Source organism: Leptolyngbya sp. FACHB-321 (genome assembly GCF_014695975.1).
GTDB lineage: Bacteria > Cyanobacteriota > Cyanobacteriia > Leptolyngbyales > Leptolyngbyaceae > Stenomitos.
In genome coordinates this window covers 555259-573860 of the sequence record NZ_JACJPI010000058.1, presented here as the reverse complement: position 1 = coordinate 573860, position 18602 = coordinate 555259, and the positions used below count along the sequence as shown (strand labels likewise).

Annotated in this window: 18 protein-coding genes; 10 read left to right on the top strand and 8 right to left on the bottom strand. The window is 50.1% G+C overall.

What is annotated here, in order from left to right:
* Window positions 1-40: 40 nt before the first annotated feature.
* Window positions 41-1462, bottom strand: a complete 1422-nt coding sequence (locus H6F76_RS13210; protein ID WP_190508776.1) for an amidohydrolase family protein — start codon at window positions 1460-1462, stop codon at window positions 41-43.
* A 178-nt stretch (window positions 1463-1640) separates the two neighbouring features.
* Here H6F76_RS13210 and H6F76_RS13205 point away from each other — a divergent pair, with 178 nt between their 5' ends.
* Together H6F76_RS13205 and H6F76_RS13200 are read left to right on the top strand one after the other, a co-directional pair.
* Complete coding sequence (locus tag H6F76_RS13205) at window positions 1641-1892, top strand: hypothetical protein (RefSeq protein WP_190450147.1); 252 nt, start codon at window positions 1641-1643, stop codon at window positions 1890-1892.
* Window positions 1893-2537: 645 nt separating this feature from the next.
* On the top strand, window positions 2538-3017 hold the full coding sequence (locus tag H6F76_RS13200) for a photosystem I reaction center protein subunit XI (protein ID WP_190450146.1): 480 nt from the start codon (window positions 2538-2540) through the stop codon (window positions 3015-3017).
* 342 nt (window positions 3018-3359) lie between these two features.
* Here H6F76_RS13200 and rpoD read toward each other — a convergent pair whose 3' ends face one another.
* The 5 genes from rpoD to thyX form a co-directional block, all read right to left on the bottom strand.
* Entirely contained in the window at window positions 3360-4499 is a 1140-nt protein-coding gene (rpoD, locus tag H6F76_RS13195) for an RNA polymerase sigma factor RpoD (protein ID WP_190450145.1), read from the bottom strand.
* An 859-nt stretch (window positions 4500-5358) separates the two neighbouring features.
* On the bottom strand, window positions 5359-5736 hold the full coding sequence (locus H6F76_RS13190; protein ID WP_190508774.1) for a hypothetical protein: 378 nt from the start codon (window positions 5734-5736) through the stop codon (window positions 5359-5361).
* A gap of 247 nt (window positions 5737-5983) precedes the next feature.
* A complete protein-coding gene (locus H6F76_RS13185; protein ID WP_190508772.1) occupies window positions 5984-6658 on the bottom strand; it encodes a polysaccharide deacetylase family protein in 675 nt (224 codons plus the stop codon).
* 9 nt (window positions 6659-6667) lie between these two features.
* Window positions 6668-7063, bottom strand: a complete 396-nt coding sequence (locus tag H6F76_RS13180) for a hypothetical protein (RefSeq protein WP_190450141.1) — start codon at window positions 7061-7063, stop codon at window positions 6668-6670.
* Between the two features lie 347 nt (window positions 7064-7410).
* Complete coding sequence (thyX, locus tag H6F76_RS13175) at window positions 7411-8133, bottom strand: FAD-dependent thymidylate synthase (RefSeq protein WP_190508770.1); 723 nt, start codon at window positions 8131-8133, stop codon at window positions 7411-7413.
* Between the two features lie 353 nt (window positions 8134-8486).
* Between thyX and H6F76_RS13170 the strand changes: the two genes are divergently transcribed.
* A complete protein-coding gene (locus H6F76_RS13170) occupies window positions 8487-8762 on the top strand; it encodes a UBP-type zinc finger domain-containing protein (protein ID WP_190450139.1) in 276 nt (91 codons plus the stop codon).
* 11 nt (window positions 8763-8773) lie between these two features.
* On the opposite strand, the gene H6F76_RS13165 is transcribed toward H6F76_RS13170, so the two are convergent.
* A complete protein-coding gene (locus H6F76_RS13165; protein ID WP_190508768.1) occupies window positions 8774-9133 on the bottom strand; it encodes a helix-turn-helix domain-containing protein in 360 nt (119 codons plus the stop codon).
* A gap of 185 nt (window positions 9134-9318) precedes the next feature.
* Between H6F76_RS13165 and H6F76_RS13160 the strand changes: the two genes are divergently transcribed.
* Both H6F76_RS13160 and H6F76_RS13155 read left to right on the top strand, forming a co-directional pair.
* Entirely contained in the window at window positions 9319-10056 is a 738-nt protein-coding gene (locus H6F76_RS13160) for an SDR family oxidoreductase (RefSeq protein ID WP_190508766.1), read from the top strand.
* A 121-nt stretch (window positions 10057-10177) separates the two neighbouring features.
* On the top strand, window positions 10178-11359 hold the full coding sequence (locus H6F76_RS13155) for an MFS transporter (protein ID WP_190508764.1): 1182 nt from the start codon (window positions 10178-10180) through the stop codon (window positions 11357-11359).
* 71 nt (window positions 11360-11430) lie between these two features.
* On the opposite strand, the gene H6F76_RS13150 is transcribed toward H6F76_RS13155, so the two are convergent.
* Complete coding sequence (locus tag H6F76_RS13150; RefSeq protein WP_190508762.1) at window positions 11431-12186, bottom strand: FadR/GntR family transcriptional regulator; 756 nt, start codon at window positions 12184-12186, stop codon at window positions 11431-11433.
* Between the two features lie 260 nt (window positions 12187-12446).
* Between H6F76_RS13150 and eat the strand changes: the two genes are divergently transcribed.
* The 5 genes from eat to H6F76_RS13125 all read left to right on the top strand — a co-directional run bounded on the left by eat (window position 12447) and on the right by H6F76_RS13125 (window position 18554).
* Entirely contained in the window at window positions 12447-13925 is a 1479-nt protein-coding gene (gene eat, locus H6F76_RS13145) for an ethanolamine permease (RefSeq protein ID WP_190508760.1), read from the top strand.
* 20 nt (window positions 13926-13945) lie between these two features.
* Window positions 13946-15385 (top strand): aldehyde dehydrogenase family protein, encoded by a 1440-nt coding sequence (locus H6F76_RS13140; protein WP_190508759.1) that lies wholly within the window; start codon window positions 13946-13948, stop codon window positions 15383-15385.
* A gap of 34 nt (window positions 15386-15419) precedes the next feature.
* Window positions 15420-16808 carry a glutamine synthetase family protein gene (locus H6F76_RS13135; protein WP_190508757.1) on the top strand — a complete coding sequence of 463 codons (1389 nt, stop codon included), beginning with the start codon at window positions 15420-15422 and terminating at the stop codon, window positions 16806-16808.
* Window positions 16809-16907: 99 nt separating this feature from the next.
* On the top strand, window positions 16908-17681 hold the full coding sequence (locus H6F76_RS13130) for a glucose 1-dehydrogenase (protein WP_190508755.1): 774 nt from the start codon (window positions 16908-16910) through the stop codon (window positions 17679-17681).
* 168 nt (window positions 17682-17849) lie between these two features.
* Entirely contained in the window at window positions 17850-18554 is a 705-nt protein-coding gene (locus tag H6F76_RS13125; protein ID WP_190508753.1) for a gamma-glutamyl-gamma-aminobutyrate hydrolase family protein, read from the top strand.
* Window positions 18555-18602 lie beyond the last annotated feature (48 nt).

Here is an 18602-nt window from a genome sequence, read left to right as displayed (position 1 = left end):
TCAGCAGTCAGCTTTTTAGCCTTTAGCCTTTAGCCCTTCACTACGAATAGCCCTTAATCTGCTCTGGCAAGTTCATCACCGAGCGATAGTGCGCTTCCACTTGAGCAATCTTTGTCGATTGACGGTTTGTGATCCATTGACTGCGATCAAACAATTGTTGCCGTAGGTCATCGACATTAATAGTTGTGACACTGCCGTTAGCAACAAGGCGATTGCCCTTGACCCAAACGCTATCCACTGCTTGCGCCGGACGACCCAACACTAACAACCCGATGGGATCAGTGCGCGGCAGTAGCGATAGATTCTTCAGGTCGTACAGCACCAGATCTGCCTGCTTGCCCACAGTGAGCGACCCAAACTCATCTGCCATGCCCAGCCCAGTAGCACCCCCGATCGCCGCTATTTCAATTGCTTTGCGAGGTGTCATCCAGTGGCGATAGTCAAAATCGGTAACGTTGTGCAAAATCGAGCCGATTTTAATTGCTTCTAACAAATCCTGAGAGTCGCTGCTGGCACAGCCATCGCAACCAAACGCCACATTGATACCTGCTTGAAGATATTTGAGAATCGGTGCAATACCGCTCCCCAAACGCAAATTGCTAAGTGGATTATGCACAACGGTTGCCTGGGTTTCGACGAGGATGGCAATGTCCGCCTCATCCAACCACACGCAATGCGCTAGAGAGGTACGATTGCTCAAGAAACCCAGTTCCTTCAAATGCTTCACTGCGCTACAGCCGTATTTTTCGTGTGCCAGCATTTGTTGCGCTTTCGTTTCTAGCAAATGAGTATGGAGCGGCAGCGTGTAGCGATCGCTCAACTCAACAAACCCTTCAAACAGGGCATCGGTACCGAGCTGCAATCCCGTTGGTGCAGGCAGAATGACAACGCCCTCGTCGGGTCTATGAAACTCTTGAATGGCTTTGTGAAGCAACTCGATCGACTCCTGCGTCGATCGTTGATACGGAATATGTTCGCGCTTGACTCCACCTGATGGAATGCTGGCAGTAAGTGGCTCGTCTTGCATCAACGGGGCGATAAAGGCACGGATGCCCACTTCGCGATAAGCACGTACCGCTGCTGCGATCGACTCTACTTCCCGACCCGGAATCATCACCAGATGATCCACGACGCTTGTACCACCTGACAGCAAGGTTTCGACGGCTGTTGCTAACGCACTTAGGTAAAGTTGCTCTGGGTCAAGCGGCTCAAACTCATACAGTTCTGCAATCCACAGCTCCAGCGGCGTAGGGGGAATCATGCCCCGCTGCCACAGCTCAGGCGAATGGGTGTGAGCATTGACAAAACCAGGCAGCAGCAGCTTATTGCGCCCATCGACAACAGCTCCCACAATTTCCAAACTGGGAGCGATCGCCGCAATGCGTCCATCTATAAGCTGAACATCAACTGTTTCGTACCCTTGCTCAACTGGAACCAGGGCACTCTGAATGGTGAAATCCACAAACCTAATCCTTTCTATAATGAGAAACCGATTACTAAAGGAGAGGTTTCTCCGTTAATCTTTCTTAATTTTAGATACTGTGTTTCCTTGTTTGAAGTCAAGCAGTTAAGGTCTTAGCAGTGGTTCGTGTTGCGTTAGACGATCGAGGCGGGAACCTTACTAAAAACGGAGTTTTACTATGCAGCCATTACGACAGGGAGATGTGCTTTTGCTCCCTACTCAAGCCTTCTCTACATCAGTTCTAGACAGTCAGAAATTGCCACACCTGACGCTGGCAGAAGGCGAAGTGACCGGGCACAAGCACTGCATTAGCAAGGGGCAGGCAGAACTGTATGAAAAAGACGGCACACTTTATCTGCACGTGCTTCCAGAAACGGCTACGCTAACGCATGAAGAACACAAGGCGATCGCCATCCCCCAAGGCACCTAGATAACCCGCATTCAGCGTAAATATGAACCCGAATGCTGGCACCATGTCGCCGATTGAGGTGTGGCGAAAGAAGCCGAGTCTGTGTAGACAGAACCTGTTTGTGCTCTCGGTGGAGAAACTCGGTTCTTGGTGAGAACTGTTGGTCAGTTAGGTCGCAATTTTAGCAAGGTATCCTGTGCATTTATTTGGGTAAATTAATGCTCCAACAGCTTAGAAAATGGCTTAAAACGATGCCATCAAAAATAAAAGTGTCTTTACCCACATTTAAAGCATCAGTTACACCAGAATCTGTCAACCGCTAGAGAAGCAATTCGGTGGGTTAACTGAGATGCCGATCTAGAGGCTTTTGCGGTTCAGACCTGATCAAGCTGGTAAAGATACAGGTAAGCGTAATGTACCAACGATCGCCAAACTTTCAGGATACGTTGGCAAAGAGAAACGCGATCGTGAATGAGGGAGCGATCGCTCTGTCTAGCGTGACATTTAAGACATATTCCGAATCTTTCAAATGTTTGGCTCACTGTCTAAGCTGACCGATCCTATTAACTTTTTTAACGGTTCTCACAGCTTTGCAAATGAAATTCCGCTCAGGACTTAAAATTGTCCTATTCTTAGAAACCTTAGATAAAGTAGGACACGTCCAATATGGCTGACCCTAGAAATGCAGAACTTATTCAACCTTACAACGGTGATCCCTTTACAGGGCATTTGTCTACTCCTATTAGCGATTCTGCGTTTACCAGAGCGTTTATTGGTAATCTGCCTGCTTACCGCAAAGGGTTAGCTCCGCTCGTACGTGGTCTCGAAATTGGTCTCGCTCATGGTTATTTCTTGATTGGACCCTGGGTCAAGCTTGGACCATTGCGTGATTCTGATGCAGCCGCGCTAGGCGGACTCATTTCAGGGCTGGCACTGATCCTGATAGCAACTGCTTGCCTTTCAATCTATGGGCTTGTGACCTTTGATGGCGAAAGCCACTCCAAAGACGCATTACAAACATCTGATGGCTGGAGCCAGTTTACAGGCGGCTTCTTTATTGGTTCAACAGGCGCAGCTCTTGTAGCATTCTTCTTGCTAAAAGAGTTTTCTACTGTTGACTCAATCTTCCGTGGCTTATTTAACTAGAGCCTCGATTCAGCTTATTAATGTAAAAGAGCCTGAGTCATTGTGACTCAGGCTCTTTTGCTATGCCTACCAACTTTAATGTAAATGCTACTAAACCACCTTTTAGATGCATCGTGGACGCATCCTACTGCAATCCTTCTACCACGTGCGCTACGAACTCGCTTCCTAACAGTCTCCACCTGCATATTTAGTTCCTTCACCCTTTCACTTCTTCACTCTCATCCTTCCTTCCTTCCCCTCACCAACAGCGATCGTGCCGCTGCCAAGCCAAATAAAAAGCCCAACAGAAAAACTCTGCTGGGCTAAAACCTTACACATCACAGGCTAGTAAAACCCGATCGCCTAACGAATGTATTCTTTCAACACACTGTTGCGGTTGGGGTGGCGCAGTTTCCGTAGCGCTTTTGCTTCAATCTGACGGATACGTTCGCGGGTAACGTTAAAAATCTGACCGATTTCCTCCAGCGTTTTCATGCGACCGTCATCTAAGCCATAGCGCAGTCTCAGAACATCGCGTTCACGAGGGCTGAGAGTGTCTAAAACACTTTCTAAGTCTTCGCGCAGTAGGTTCTTAGAAACTTGATCTTCGGGTGTTTCACCGTCAGATTCGATAAAGTCACCAAGACGGGAATCTTCCTCTTTACCGATCGGTGTTTCTAAGGAAATTGGCAGTTGAGCAGACTTGGCGATAAACCGCAGCTTCTCAATGGTCATTTCCATGCGCGTGGCAATTTCTTCTTCAGTCGGCTTACGTCCCATTTCTTGCGACAGAAGCTTGGTTGTCTTCTTGATGCGTGAGATGGTTTCGTAAAGATGGACAGGCAGACGAATCGTGCGAGATTGATCGGCGATCGCCCGTGTAATTGCCTGACGAATCCACCAGGTCGCGTAAGTAGAGAATTTGTAGCCCTTTTCGTGGTCAAATTTCTCTGCAGCACGAATTAGACCCAAGCTGCCTTCCTGAATGAGATCCTGGAACGACAACCCCCGGTTCATGTACTTCTTGGCGATCGAAACCACTAATCGTAGGTTCGATTGCACCATTTTGTCTTTGGCACGACGACCCAAGTGTAGCCGATGGCGGAAGGCTGAAAGCGGCATATTGACCGCATTAGCCCATTCTTTATCTTGAGGATCGCGGTCTAACTGAAGCAGCAAATCTTCCCGAATACGTTCGAGTTCAAGCAAATCAGCAATTTTGCGTGCTAGCTCAATTTCTTCATCAGCTCGCAAAAGCCGGATGCGTCCGATTTCCTGCAAATACAAGCGAATAGAGTCTTCGGTGTAATGCTTCTTTTTTACCGGTGTGCGACGACGGGTAGACCGAGCCTTACCAGGCTTACTATCTTCTTCGTCCGTAGCAACATCGGCAGTTTCATCTCGATCTTCATCATCAATGAAGAACCCTAATTCGCTCTCAGGCAAATCGCCAGAGGCATCACTTAAAAGCTCGACTTCGAGTACGTTGTTGGCCTGGGTCATGCCGCGTTCCTCATGCTCCTTAACTAGAAAAAATCAGTCAACAGAGAAAACCACATGAAAGGTTGCACTGAGATAACCAATGCTGGATTATTTCAGCCGAACACCTTCATGAGCAAATTTAAAAACGTACCTTCCCACTCAGAGTATATCTCTAGATAGAGGCACCAATTTTAAGAGTACAGCAAAAAAAAGTGCGAGAGATGACTCTGATTGTAGCTTTTCTGACAAAAGCTGCACGCTTTTACCTTGATTTGGTAACAAACATCAGTGAGTTGCATCACACCAGTCGGCTATTTAGCCTAGCAAACGGTTAGGGTTTCCCTACCGATCGCGTCATGGCAGAGCAGGGAGGCATTAAACGTTAGAAACCAGATCACTAAAAAGCTGCATAGTTGGGCAACCTCGCAAATGAGTGATCACAATGTCTAAACGTTGGTTAGGGGCTAAGTTCTAGCTACTGCACAGATAGAAGGTTCGACCAGGTAAAGCGTAAAGATCAAACCTTAGACTAGTGTTGCCTAAGCTTGCTCTCGCTTATATTCCAAAGAGGAGTGAACCGTTGCTACTGATGTAACTTAGATACTCCAAGTTAACAGAGCCGTATTAAATGATCACCAAGTTTCTCTAAAATATTAAAAAATTGCTTGGGTCACCACCCACATCTTGCTGGGATAACTCAGCCATTCTAACGAATTTCCAGCTATTGCTTCAAGGAACGCAAGGATGGCTAGGAGACAAGCTAAGAGGGGACTACAGCTGTTGCAGGGTTCAAATTTATCTATAATTGCGCTCCGCCGTTTGTCTTAAGTTGAACGCGCTGGGGATAAATGTAAAACTTTGTTAACACTCCCGGTCTTCGTCAGTTATCTCCGTCCGCTAGGGGCTGAGTCGATTCATTACTTGTAGGCTGACCGATGCTAGGAGCGGTTTTGGATTGGGGGTAGAGCATTGCCTCTAAAAGACTGGTTGTGTTAGCAGTAGTCAAAATTCTTTTTAGCGACGGATCGCGTAGGCTACCCCAAAGACTACAGGCGACTGCAGAGCTACTGAGGACGATCGAGGTATGCTGCCGAGCAAGTTTGCAGCCGAGTTGATACACCTGAGGACGTTTTTGAAGCGGAAACGATCCTAGGCGGCAGTAAAGCTCACCATCATGATGCATCCCCCAGCGGATGCTTCCATTAAACCAAAAGCTAAAGGTGAAGATTTGCGCTTCATGAAGAATGAGGGGCAACATAAGCATGATTTGTCAGGAACGGTAGTAGCGGCTCGACAGAACGTGTGTTCTAATGTGATGGTTTTGCGATCGAGCCGCAAGCAGCTCTAGGAAGGAGCTTAAGTTATGATGCCCAGCGGCAATACTCTTTTCAGTATGGTTAAAGCGCTTAAGCCTGTAACATAACGGATGAAAAATCAGGCTTGCGGTTTCAGAGCTTTGGTGGGTTTAACGATCGTAAAACCTGGAAACTTCACCTTGCCTCATGCTAGGGATAGTGCCCCTGCCAAAGTTCATCGATGGTAACAAAGCGATAATTTTGTGCCATTAGTAAGGGAATCAACTGCGCGACCGTTGCTGTAACGTCTGCACCACCGTGGTAGCCGTCGTGCAACACAATAATCGAACCGGGTTCCACTTGTTCTAAAACGCGCTGTACAACCGTCGTTACACCAGGGCGCACCCAATCTTCGGGAACAACGCTCCACATGACAGAACGATATTGCCACTGCTGTAACAGTGCCAGAGTACGGGGTGTAAAGAAACCGTTAGGCGGACGGACATCACGTATAGCAGCCGGAGACACCTGACACGCTTGTGCAATTTCGGCTTGCGTCCGTGCAAGTGTTTGCTTTAGCGCTGTTGCCGAAAGTGAAGAAAAGGCTTGGTGGTCGTAGCCATGCAGTCCAAGCCAGTGCCCTTGTTCATAAACGGTGCGGGCAGTTATAGGCGATCGCTGTACGCATTGACCTAGCCAAAAGAAGCTTGCGGTAACGCTATAGTGCTCCAGTACTGCAAGCAACTGAGGGGTATAGTGAGGATGCGGACCATCATCAAACGTGAGCGCGATCGTGCGATCAGTGGTAGCACCAGACCATAGACAACCTGGAAACAGCGGCTTGAGTGCGCGATAGAGCAGCGGGTAGGCGGGTGCAAACTCCATTAGTTTGCCCTACATTGCTAGAGAAAGGGCTTGCCGAGCGTGTGCCGACTCTACCAATGACGACAGCACTTCACCACCTAAGGGATAGACTAAAAAGCCATCAAAGCCAGGGGCTTCGTTTTGGTGCATCCAGCGAGGTGTATGAAAGTCGGTCAATGCTACCAGCGTAATACGATGGACATTAGCAGCGTGTCGCAGTTTTCTTAGCAGCGGCTGAGACCAATGCTGAGTGTCGCCAGCCAAAATAATCAGGAACGGTGGTTTGCGATCGATTTGAGCCAGCGCCTGCTCTTCTAGGCTAGTACTGGCAACTGTGTAATGAGAGTGCTTTAGCAGCGAGGACAGTACGCGCACCACATGGGGCTGTTTCGCTAGCAAAAGAATATCGCTTTGTGTAAATGGCATAATGCGAAACGGCGCGTCAAACGCCAGTGTCCATAGAAGGGCATACGATTAGACATGACTATATCGTTTGCAGAAGACCTGGTTTCGCTGCTCAAAAGACTGAAACTTCTTGGCTAATGACCTTTAGCGCTGTTTAGCTATCTCGGGCTGCTTCCATTTTTCTTAGCCTTTAGCTTGCTTTGACGCTGCTTATTAGCAACTTTTCTTAAAGGTTGCTGCAACCGCTCTTATATTCTCTATACCGCATTTATTATGGAACGTGATGACCAAGCAGTGACGGTTTGAAGGCGTTTGCTAGTGCGATCGTGCCTTGTGCGGTGCTAAGTTTCTTTCGTGATCAGAAGACCTTACGGTGACAAACGAGCTTTTTTGAGTCGGTTTGCTTCGTACCAGTCGGCGATCGCGGGCACCCAGGCTTGAAAGTGAGGCCAGATGGCTTCGCACAGTTTTTGCGCTTCCAGTTGAGCATCGAGCTTCCAGCGCAGATCGAGCAGGTGCATGAGCGATCGGACGTTGGCAGACATCACCCAATGCTGCCGCACATCGAAGGGAATGAGTCCCCTCGCGTGTTCTTCAGAGAAGCCTTGGTGAATCCGCTCTTGGTAGCGCTTGCAGGCAGCCAGGCACCATTCTACGTCCTGCTGGCGAATGGCTTCAGTGTATTCGTAGCGCTTACCCTGGCGATCGCTGTAGGCTCCCAACGGACGCAAATAGAATACTTCCTCCACGTCTTGCTTTCCCTCTACCACATCAATAATTCGTTGCCCGGTATAACGAAACGACTGAACATCGAAGCTCACGCCGACACGATGTGTCCGTATCTGCTGCATCGTACTGTGCGGAAACCAGCCGCAGTTAAGTACGATTTGAGGATGTTCCAGCGGTCCATAGTGACCCCGATTGCCTGATAGTAAGTTTTTGACCACAATTTCGCCGCATTTAGTTTCATCGGGCCAGGTGTCGCGATCGTCCCACACAAAAGCTTCGGCATAGTCCTGGTGCATCGCCGCATAAATCGCTTGCTGGGGCTTCGGCGTTTGGGTGATGACAGCGACAGTAAAGCGATCCATGATTCAGCGCAATAGAAGTTAGGCTATCTAGAATACTGTAGAACGCCCCTGCTCCCCCTAAAGTTGATTCTTCAAGTAAGAGTGCAAACTTAAGGGATAAATAACTGACGCACGCTGGCTTTAGCGAAACTCAAACGAGGCATAACGTTTCACTCGAAGCATTGGCTCACCAGTGTGCTCAATTCATCCCTTCATGCTGCAACGCCCATACCTACACATCGTCTATCATTGTTGCGATTCAACCTTGTAGAACTCAACCGTTCCAGATAGACACCCCATTCGCTTCACCCTATTATTTTGAGATAAGACGGCTTCGAGTCTCACTTTTACCTCATTCACGCACTGCAAAATTTATGCCCTGCCAACATCTGAATGAACTGACTCTAGAAAATCTGATTTCAAAAGCCAATTACCCCGTCTTTCGGTGCGAGGAGTGCATTCGTATCAACGATCGCTGGGTGCATCTGCGGATCTGCCAAACCTGCGGCAAGATGTTGTGCTGCGACTCTTCCAAAAATCAACACGCCCGTCGTCATTATGAGGAGAGCGGACATACTGTAATCAGTTCAGCAGAATTGGGAGAGCAATGGCTATGGTGTTTCACCGATGAACAGGCAAAGAACTATTGATCAATCCAGTTCTAAGGCAGGGGGCTTTCGGCTTGATCGTCCTGCAGGGAACTGCTTTGGAGATGATTTTCTCCCCAGTTGCAAAGCACCTGCAAAACAGGTTTCAGGCTTAAACCATAGGCTGTAAAGGCATACTCTACTTTGGGCGGCACTTCTGAGTGAACGTTACGACTCACAATGCCATCTTTTTCTAATTCTCGCAGTTGTTGAATCAGCATCTTTTCTGTAATCTCTGGCATCAATCGTTTGAGCGCGCTAAATCGTCTTACGTTATCTTTTAGATGCCACAGAATTAAAATTTTCCATTTACCACCTAAGACTTTTAGTGTGGCTTGCACAAACACGGTGCCTTGAGTGAGTTCGTCGCTCATCTACTATTACTTCCCTGTTTGTGGAACAAGCTTACAAAAAAGTAAGTACTTCCGAAAAAGTCAGTACGAGTATACCCTGGTCATGGCTACTGGTTACTGGTTATGAGTCACTGGTCATTGGTTTTGGTTGTTGCAAATGACAAACCATTAACGACTAATGGCAACCCCTATGAGGACAGAACAGAATGCAGGTTCAAGGCGCGATCGCATTGGTGACGGGGGCAAACGGCGGCATTGGGCAATACTACATTCAAGGCTTACAGGCGGCGGGCGTGACTCGCATTTATGCAGGGGCACGGAATCTAGATAGCCTTAAAGACATTGCAGCGGCAGACCCTGATCGCATCATTCCAATTTCCCTCGATATTACCGATGAGGCATCGGTGAAAGCAGCGGTGGAGGCGTATGCTGATGTCACTCTCTTGATCAACAATGCTGGCGTTGGCTTCAATCAGCGATTGGTAGCGGACGTGAATTTTGACAAGATGCGATCGGAGATCGAGGTGAACTACTTTGGGATGCTGCGGATGTGTTTGTCGTTCGCTCCGGTTTTGGCAATGAATGGGGGTGGTGCGATCATCAATATGCTCACCGTTTTGGCAAAAATCAATTTTCCGCTCAACGCTTCCTATTGTGCGTCTAAAGCAGCGGCGCTATTGGCAACGCAGGGCATTCGAGCTGAGCTTGCTTCGCAAAAAACGTTGGTGGTTGGGGTGATGCCTGGAACGGTGGACACAGGGATGAGCAAGGATTTTCCGCCCCCAAAGGTTGCTCCCGAAATAGTTGTGCGGGAAGCACTTCAGGCAGTTGTGGATGAGGTTGAGGATGTTTATCCAGGAGAGCAGGCACAAGAGATGCAGGCTCAATTGCTTAAAGATCCGAAAGCGCTTGAAAAATGGATGGCAGGCATTTTATCGAGTTAACCTGAGTGCAAGGTAACGTCCTGGCTCTGATGAGCAATCCTTCTCAAGCACAGATTATGAATAGTGGCATCATTGGCTCAAGCGGTATGGATTGTGCGTTAAGCAACATTTGGGCAAAACGATGACCCTCAGAACGGATGCTCTCAAAACGGACTCTCTTCTCGTTAAAGCGACGCTGCTACTCAGCAGTAGTCTCACCGTCATGGCAGGAGCCACGATCGCGCCCTCCCTCCCTGCCATGCGTGATCATTTTGCCGCTACACCCAATGCTGACTACTGGGTACGGCTTGTTTTGACGGCTCCAGCACTGTTTATCGCGATCGGTGCTCTGTTTGTTGGTACGCTGATCGATCGCTTTGGACGTAAACCCCTCCTGGCTATAGCTGTACTGCTGTATGGACTAGCAGGCACTTCTGGAGCCATCCTGAACGATCTTGGCATGATCCTGGTAGGGCGGGTGCTTTTGGGACTGAGTGTGGCAGGCATTATGACGACTGCGACTGCCTTGATTGCCGACTATTACATTGAAGCAGCCCGCGCTCAGTTTCTCGGCTTTCAAGCTGCGTTTATGGGCTTAGGTGGAGTGGTGTTCCTATCGCTGGGTGGTTTCTTGGCAGATATCAACTGGCGAATGCCGTTCTTAATTTACCTGCTGGCACTTTTAATCTTTCCGCTTGTGGTGTTTGTGTTGCCAGAACCTGATCGCACCGCTGATACTCAACGCTTGGGAGATGCGGCTCCTGCTGTTTTTCCCTGGCGCATTGCAGGTGTAACTTATGTCGTGGCGCTTTTATCGCAGATTGTGTTTTATCTGATTCCGGTACAGTTACCGTTTTATCTAAAGCAACTGTTTGATGCGAATGCCTCGCAGAGTGGGCTAGCGATCGCCTTTGCTACGTTGTTCAGTGCAGCCAGTGCGTTCGCTTACAAACAAATCAAGGCGCGACTGTCGTTCATGGGCATCTATACGATCGCGTTTCTGTCGATGGCTGTTGGCTACCTCATCATTGGCTTTTCGACAATGTATGCAATGGTTTTAGTGGGGCTGGCGCTTGCTGGAACTGGATTAGGGTTACTGATGCCAAACATGAATGTTTGCTTAACCTCCGCCGTACCTGGCAGCTTCAGAGGGCGAGTATTAGGTGGATTGACGACTGCATTTTTCTTGGGTCAGTTTGTTTCGCCCATTCTCAGCCAACCGCTCAGTAGTGCTTTTGGGTTAGATGTCACGTATCGCTTGGCAGGTGGATTGCTAGTAGGGATGGGGGCGATCGCCCTTGCGCTAGGCTGGCGCTGGCAGTAAACCAAGCAGCACTCAAGTAAGTCTGTGCTAGAACACAATGAGTTAGTAAGCAGTTTAAGACACTGAGCCAGTCACCCCAGCAAACCATTGAGCAAGCGTTGGGTGCGATCAATATGATCAGCCATTAACTGTCTGGCGAGGTCTGCTTGTTCTTCACGAAGGGCATCAAGAATCTGCTGATGTTGGGCAGTGGAACTCAAGCAGGCAGCAGGACTGTGAGGAATGATTGCTAGTAAATCCGAGAGTTCGGCATGAATGCCTGCCACGATCGTAGTAAGCCGCCGAGATTGGGTGGCGCTAGCAATCAGCAAATGAAATTTAGTATCCAGATGGCGATGGTCATTAAAGTGATTGGCTGCTTGCTTCATTCGATCGACCAGCGATTGCAGTTCATCAAGCTGCTGGCTGTTAGCTCGCTGTGCTGCGAGTTCTGCCACTCCGGGTTCCATTACCAGTCGATAATCTAAAATTTCGTTGAGGGTTGTGCCTCTCTGCTCAAGTCTCTGCTTCAGTTCACAGACGCTCGGTAATACGAGTCCCTCGCAGACAAAGGTGCCGCCTGTGCGTCCGCGCTTGACGCTTAAAAAGCCCTGCGCTGCTAGTACCCGAATGGCTTCTCGCACGGTTGTGCGGCTGACTCCCATAATGTCTGCTAAATCTCGTTCCGTCGGCAATTGATCACCTGGACGGTACAGCCCCATTTTGATGGCAGCGCTTAAGCGCTCTACGGTAATTTCATACGCATTTACCGTGGTCTTGAAGCCTTGAATCACAGTTTCTGCTGCATTTAAAGCTTCGATGGGAGAGACATTGCAGGGTTTATACATGGACATTGCTATGAGTTTTTGACCAACCCCAGTGAGAGCCTGCTGGCGCTTTTGCGGCTTTTTGTTTGGTTGCTGTCACACCATCAGGCAAAGTTTTGAAGAAAGTATATTGAGTCACAATCTTAAACTTATTAAGGTCTAATACTAAACCTTAAAGCTTGGCGTTGAAGAAAGCTTGATATTCAGGTTTCCATTTTTGCGATCGCAGGGCAGGGTTAGTTTCCACGCTTGATTCATACGCTAGACATGGAGCGCATCGTATGGCTAAGAATCGGAATCGGGGCGGAGTTTCCTATGAAGATGTGGATGATGCTTATCTAGAGCGTCGGCAACTACGACGGAGCGCTGGTTGGATATTGCTTTGGGCGTTGGGCGTCGGTGCCGTGATTTCGGGCGAGTTTTCGGGATGGAATTTGGGATTAGCAGCGGGTGGTTTCTGGGGCTTGGCGATCGCTACCGTGCTAATGGCAATCATGTATGTGTGCATGGTCTTTAGTATTGCCGAAATGTCGTCTGCTTTGCCCCATGCTGGCGGCTCCTATTCGTTTACACGCAATGCGTTTGGTCCCTTTGGTGGTTTTCTTAACGGTATTACCGATGCTTGCGAGTTCGTGCTCACCCCAGCCGTTATCGTGTACTTCATTGGGTCTTACCTGAATACCTTGGAGCCGCTCAAGGGCGTACCCATCCCGGTGTGGTGGGTACTGTTTTATGTGGTTTTTGTAGGTATTAACATCATTGGGGTGGAACTCACGCTGAAGTTTGGGCTGTTTATTACAGTGATGGCAGCCAGCGTGCTAGTGATTTTTTATCTGGGTGCCATTGGTAAATTTGACCCAGCACTACTGACTAATATTGCACCTGATCCCGGTCAGACGGCGTTCTTGCCCAAAGGGTTTGGTGGGATTTTTGCTGCCTTACCCTATGCCATCTGGTTCTTTTTAGGCATTGAGCAGTTGCCCCTGGCGGCTGAAGAAGCCCACGACTCCGGGCGCGATGTACCCAAAGCGTTAACCTGGGGGATTTTTACGCTGTTGATTCTGGCTTTTCTAGTGCTGGTTTTGAACTCTGGCGTTGCCTCTGGAGCCGATGGTATTGGCAAATCGGGGGCACCGTTGGCAGATGGCTTGCAGGCAGTGTTTGGCGCCGGCATTTTCACCAGCACACTGATTGTCATTGCAATCAGCGGCTTGATCGCCAGTTTCCATACCATTATTTATGGCTATGGACGAGTATTGTTTTCGTTATCGCGTGCTGGCTATCTGCCTCGCTGGCTATCGCTTACAGGTAAATATCACACGCCTGCTCTAGCGCTGATTTTGGGTGGTGTGATTGGGCTGGCGTGTGCAGCAGCAATTCAGTTTGCTGGGAAAGCTGTGGGTGCAGCCTTGCTAAACATGGCGGTGTTTGCAGCGGTAATTTCCTATTTTCTCAATATGATCAGCTACATCCAGTTGAAAATTAGCCGTCCCGATTTGCCTCGCCCGTACCAAAGTCCACTGGGTATTCCTGGGGCAATCATCGGTGCAGGACTTTCGCTGATAGCGCTGGTTGCCTGCTTTGCCGATCCTGGCTACCGTCCAGGCGTTTGGGGTGTGGCAATTTTTCTGGGAGCAATGATCTTGTATTTCTTCCTTTATTCTCGCCGAAAGCTCGTTTCTAGAGCGCCAGAAGAGGAAAACGCGCTGCTGTCGTATGCGTTGCAGGAAATTGATCAGCCAGATGGGCTGCCACGGTAATTTAGGTTGGTGTGAATGGTATGGGGTTAACGGAGCATTTACTGATTGATGGCGATCGTCGTCCTGCCATTGCTGGGCAATACTCAACGCTGATCGATCCGGCGACGGGAGACGAGTGGGCAACGATCGCCGCTGGTGATGCTCAGGATGTGGATGCAGCAGTGCAAGTGGCAGAGCGATCACGGGTAGCCTGGCGCAAGGTCAATTCACGCGATCGCACCCAGATTTTGACCCGGTTAGCAGCGTTAATTCGCACTAATCTGGAGCCATTGGCACAGCTAGAAAGCCGCAACGTGGGTAAACCCATTGGCGAAGCGCGGGAAGAAGTTAATCTAGCCGCCGATTGCTTTGAATACTATGCTGGAGCCATTAATAAAGTAGGTGGGCAAACCATTCCCGTTGCTGCTGCTGGCACCTGTCTGACGTTTCGGGAACCGATCGGCGTTTGTGGATTGATTGCCCCGTGGAATTTTCCCATCGCCATCACCGCCTGGAAGGTAGCCCCCGCGTTGGCAATGGGCAACACGATTGTCCTCAAGCCAGCCTCCCAAACCCCATTGACAGCGCTGCGACTGGCAGAACTGGCGCTGGAAGCCGGAGTGCCTTCGGGTGTGTTTAACGTGGTGACAGGCAGCGGCGCTACGGTGGGTGATGCTCTGGTGCGTCATCCTCTGGTGCGAAAGGTTTCCTTTACTGGCTCTACGGAAGTGGGCACCCAGGTGATGAAACTGGCGGCAGATGACATCAAGCAGGTGACGCTGGAGTTGGGCGGCAAGTCTGCCAATCTGGTGTTTGCCGATGCCGATCTAGAGTTGGCGGCACCAAAAGCCATGTGGAGTGTGCTGGGCAATGCTGGACAAGATTGCTGTGCCCGCTCACGCCTTTTGGTACAGCGCCCTGTTTACGACACCTTTCTGGAAAAACTCACCCAGCATTTTGAGTCTCTTACCATTGGCGGGCCACTGGATGAAGCGACGCAGATTAGCTGCCTCATTTCCACCGCCCACCGCGATCGGGTGCTGAACTACATTCACCTTGGTAAAGCGGAAGGCGCAACCTTACGCTACGGTGGCACAATTCCCATCAATCCTCAACTGGCTCAGGGAGCTTATCTCACCCCCACAATTTTTGCCGATGTGCAGCCGACTATGCGGATTGCCAAAGAGGAGATTTTTGGTCCTGTGGTTTGCGTGATCCCATTTGATACCGAAGCAGAAGCCGTGGCGATCGCCAACGATAGTCTGTATGGCTTATCCGGTTCCATCTGGACACGGGATATTGGTCGAGCCTTGCGTGTAGCAAAGGCGATCGAAACCGGTGTGCTTTCCATCAACACAGGGCATAGCGTTCACTTAGAAGCGCCCTTCGGCGGTGTCAAGCGTAGCGGTTTAGGTCGCGAGCTAGGCATGGCAGTTTTAGACCACTACAGCGAATACAAAAGCATTTTCATTGCCGAATAACCGATTACCGCATAAACCATCGCCCCCTAAACCGATGACAAACCACAAAGTGCGTGGGCTGCTTACTGTCGATGCCCTGAAGGAACTGGTCGAAACGGAAGCGATCGAAACGGTGCTGACTGTGTTTCCTGACCTTTATGGGCGGCTAGTCGGCAAGCGCATTACGGGCGACTATTTCATCCATGATGTGCTGCCTCACGGCGTTCACGCCTGCGACTATTTGCTTGCTTGCGATATGGAAATGGATCCCGTACCGGGCTATCAATTTACCAGTTGGGCAAGTGGCTATGGTGATTTTCGCCTGATTCCCGACTTGACAACCCTGCGTCTTGCCTCCTGGCTAGAGAAAACCGCGATCGTCCTCTGCGACGTATTGAATGAAGAAGAAAATGTTCCCGTCAGTGTGGCACCGCGCAACATTCTGCGAAAGCAAGTGGAAGCAGCAGCAGCCTTGGGGTATACGGCTATGGGCGCATCGGAATTAGAACTGTATGTTTTTGCCGATTCTTACGAAGAGGCGCGTCGCAAGCATTATCACGATTTGCAGCCGATCGGTGCCTACATTGAGGACTACCACATCTTTCAGGGCACCAAGGAAGAGTTTGTCATTGGTGCCATTCGCAAACATCTCGATCGCTCTGGCGTTCCCGTAGAGTTTTCCAAAGGCGAGTGGGGACCGGGGCAGCAAGAAATTAACCTGCGCTATACCGACTTCTTGGAAATGTGCGATCGTCATGTGCTGTACAAACACTTGGCAAAAGAAATCGCATGGCAAAACAATGTTGCCGTCACCTTCATGGCGAAATGGGACGAACGCTACGCAGGCTCCAGTATGCATATCCATGCCAGCCTGTGGGATAGTGCGGGCAAAGCCCTCTTCCCAGGCGATGAGTCCTTCGGTTCTGTTCACAGCTCCCCGCTCTTTCGCTGGTTTTTGGGCGGCTGGATGACCCACATCCGCGAAATTTTTGCCTTTTATGCGCCCTACCCCAGTTCCTACAAGCGTTATGTCGCTGGCTCTTTTGCACCCACTGGTATTGCCTGGTCTTACGACAACCGCACCGCTGGCTTTCGTGTGTTAGGGCATGGAGCGGCTCTACGATTGGAATGCCGTGCCCCCGGAGCCGATGCTAACCCCTATCTGGCGTTTGCCGTCACCCTTGCGGCTGGGCTGGATGGTATCCGCAACCAGATCGAACCGCCGTCTATGTTTGAGGGTGACGTCTACGCTGCCCAGGAGTTGCCGCAGGTGCCCTCTAGCCTGAACGAATCCATTCACGAGCTCGAGAAAAGTACCTGGGCGCGGGATGTTCTGGGAGTGGATGTGGTGGAACACTACCTCCACTTTTTCCGCACGGAGCAGCGAAAATTTGATGAAGTGGTGACAAGCTGGGAGCGATCGCGCTACTTTGAGCGGGCTTAAGCCACATCCGGGCAAACGGTCTGACTGGGCAAGGTTTGCGATCCATCAAATTTTCCGCTCCGCCAATGCTTTGAACAAACGATTTGAAAGGAATAAGTGATGCGTTTAGACCATAAAGTCGCCCTGATAACCGGAGCCGCCAGCGGTATTGGGCGTGAATCTGCCCTGCTCTTTGCCAAAGAAGGTGCAAAAGTAGTGGTCAGTGATGTGAATGAGGTAGCCGGCGCCGAGACGGTACAGCAGATTCAGGCGCAGGGAGGCGAAGCCATTTTTGTTAGAACTGATGTGTCTAAGGGGGCGGATGTGGAAGCTGCGATCGCGACTGCCGAAACGACCTATGGGCATCTAAACATCCTGTTTAACAATGCTGGGATGTTTCATGCTGCCGACGGCTCTGTCCTGGACACCGAAGAAGCGATCTGGGATTTGACTCTAAATGTCAACCTGAAAGGGGTGTTTTGGGGCTGCAAATACGGCATTCCAGCATTGCTACGTGCAAGTGGTGGTTCCATTATCAACACCGCTTCCTTTGTTGCAGTGATGGGCGCTGCTACTCCACAAATTGCCTACACTGCCAGCAAAGGTGGGGTGCTCTCCCTCACGCGCGAGATCGCTGTAGAGTTTGCCCGCCAAAAGATCCGTGCGAATGCTCTTTGTCCTGGTCCAGTGCAAACGCCGCTACTGGATGAATTGCTAGCTGATCCAGCACGACGACAGCGACGGTTGGTGCATATTCCCCCTGGTCGGTTCGCGCAGGCAGACGAAATTGCCAAGGCGGCACTCTTCCTTGCCAGTGATGAGTCTGCCTTTGTTAATGGCTCTACGTTCCTAGTGGATGGTGGCATCACGGCTGCCTATGTCACGCCCGAATAGGTTACAACAAGTAATAGCAAAAGGATAAAGAATGTAGCTTGCTTCCGCTCGGCGGTAGGATGAGGGATAAATAGAAGCCCTTGCTTAAAGGACGTTTCAAGGTTTAGGTCTGTCCTAACGTTCTCTTTGACTGCTATAGAACTGCATCAGGCGATCACTTCCCTACCCATGTCCCAGCCTGCTCCTATTATCGGCATTACAACTTACGGTCGTAATGAAGTCGGGGATGTCTCCTTACCGGGAGCTTACCTGGACGCAGTGCAGCGGGCAGGAGGAGTGCCGCTCTTGCTGCCGCCCCATCAAGCACCGTTAGAACGCCTTCTAGAAAAAATTGATGGCTTCATTCTTGCAGGCGGCGGCGATATTGATCCATCACTTTATGGTGGCGCGCCTCATCCAACCATTTATTCAGTAGACGCAGAACGCGACGCCTTTGAACTCACTCTAGCTAAGGCTGCTTTGGCAAAGCAAATCCCTGTTCTGGGCATCTGTCGGGGTATGCAGATATTAGGTGTAGCAAGCGGTGCAGCGCTCATTCCCCATGTGCCAGATGTTTATGGTGATGCGATCGCCCATCGCCTAGATACTCCCCGTCGCCCCACGCCTCACCCATTGCAGCTTGAAGCCAACAGCCGACTGGCTGCACTCATGCAAGCCGTTCAGATTGATGTGATGTCCTGGCATCATCAAGCGGTCAAAACGCTGCCTTCTGGTTGGCGCGTCGCTGCCCAAGCTACCGATGGTTTACTAGAAGCGATCGAGTGTGAGCATCATTCCTGGGCGATCGGGGTGCAGTGGCATCCTGAACTATCGCCTAACGATCCCGCTCACCAAAAGCTCTTTAGAGCCTTGATTCTGGCAGCAGCGCAGTAGCCTCCAACTCCCTCTTCTTAGCGGCTGGAGAAATAGGGCTGAGAGACA

Bases quoted from the DNA above. Each gene is read 5' to 3' on its own strand.
- H6F76_RS13205 (WP_190450147.1), top strand. From the start codon at position 1,641: ATGCAGCCATTACGACAGGGAGATGTGCTTTTGCTCCCTACTCAAGCC.
- H6F76_RS13150 (WP_190508762.1), bottom strand. From the start codon at position 12,186: ATGTATAAACCCTGCAATGTCTCTCCCATCGAAGCTTTAAATGCAGCA.
- H6F76_RS13165 (WP_190508768.1), bottom strand. From the start codon at position 9,133: ATGAGCGACGAACTCACTCAAGGCACCGTGTTTGTGCAAGCCACACTA.
- H6F76_RS13155 (WP_190508764.1), top strand. From the start codon at position 10,178: ATGACCCTCAGAACGGATGCTCTCAAAACGGACTCTCTTCTCGTTAAA.
- rpoD (WP_190450145.1), bottom strand. From the start codon at position 4,499: ATGACCCAGGCCAACAACGTACTCGAAGTCGAGCTTTTAAGTGATGCC.
- H6F76_RS13185 (WP_190508772.1), bottom strand. From the start codon at position 6,658: ATGGAGTTTGCACCCGCCTACCCGCTGCTCTATCGCGCACTCAAGCCG.
- eat (WP_190508760.1), top strand. From the start codon at position 12,447: ATGGCTAAGAATCGGAATCGGGGCGGAGTTTCCTATGAAGATGTGGAT.
- H6F76_RS13135 (WP_190508757.1), top strand. From the start codon at position 15,420: ATGACAAACCACAAAGTGCGTGGGCTGCTTACTGTCGATGCCCTGAAG.
- H6F76_RS13170 (WP_190450139.1), top strand. From the start codon at position 8,487: ATGCCCTGCCAACATCTGAATGAACTGACTCTAGAAAATCTGATTTCA.
- H6F76_RS13140 (WP_190508759.1), top strand. From the start codon at position 13,946: ATGGGGTTAACGGAGCATTTACTGATTGATGGCGATCGTCGTCCTGCC.
- H6F76_RS13130 (WP_190508755.1), top strand. From the start codon at position 16,908: ATGCGTTTAGACCATAAAGTCGCCCTGATAACCGGAGCCGCCAGCGGT.
- thyX (WP_190508770.1), bottom strand. From the start codon at position 8,133: ATGGATCGCTTTACTGTCGCTGTCATCACCCAAACGCCGAAGCCCCAG.
- H6F76_RS13190 (WP_190508774.1), bottom strand. From the start codon at position 5,736: ATGTTGCCCCTCATTCTTCATGAAGCGCAAATCTTCACCTTTAGCTTT.
- H6F76_RS13160 (WP_190508766.1), top strand. From the start codon at position 9,319: ATGCAGGTTCAAGGCGCGATCGCATTGGTGACGGGGGCAAACGGCGGC.
- H6F76_RS13200 (WP_190450146.1), top strand. From the start codon at position 2,538: ATGGCTGACCCTAGAAATGCAGAACTTATTCAACCTTACAACGGTGAT.
- H6F76_RS13180 (WP_190450141.1), bottom strand. From the start codon at position 7,063: ATGCCATTTACACAAAGCGATATTCTTTTGCTAGCGAAACAGCCCCAT.
- H6F76_RS13125 (WP_190508753.1), top strand. From the start codon at position 17,850: ATGTCCCAGCCTGCTCCTATTATCGGCATTACAACTTACGGTCGTAAT.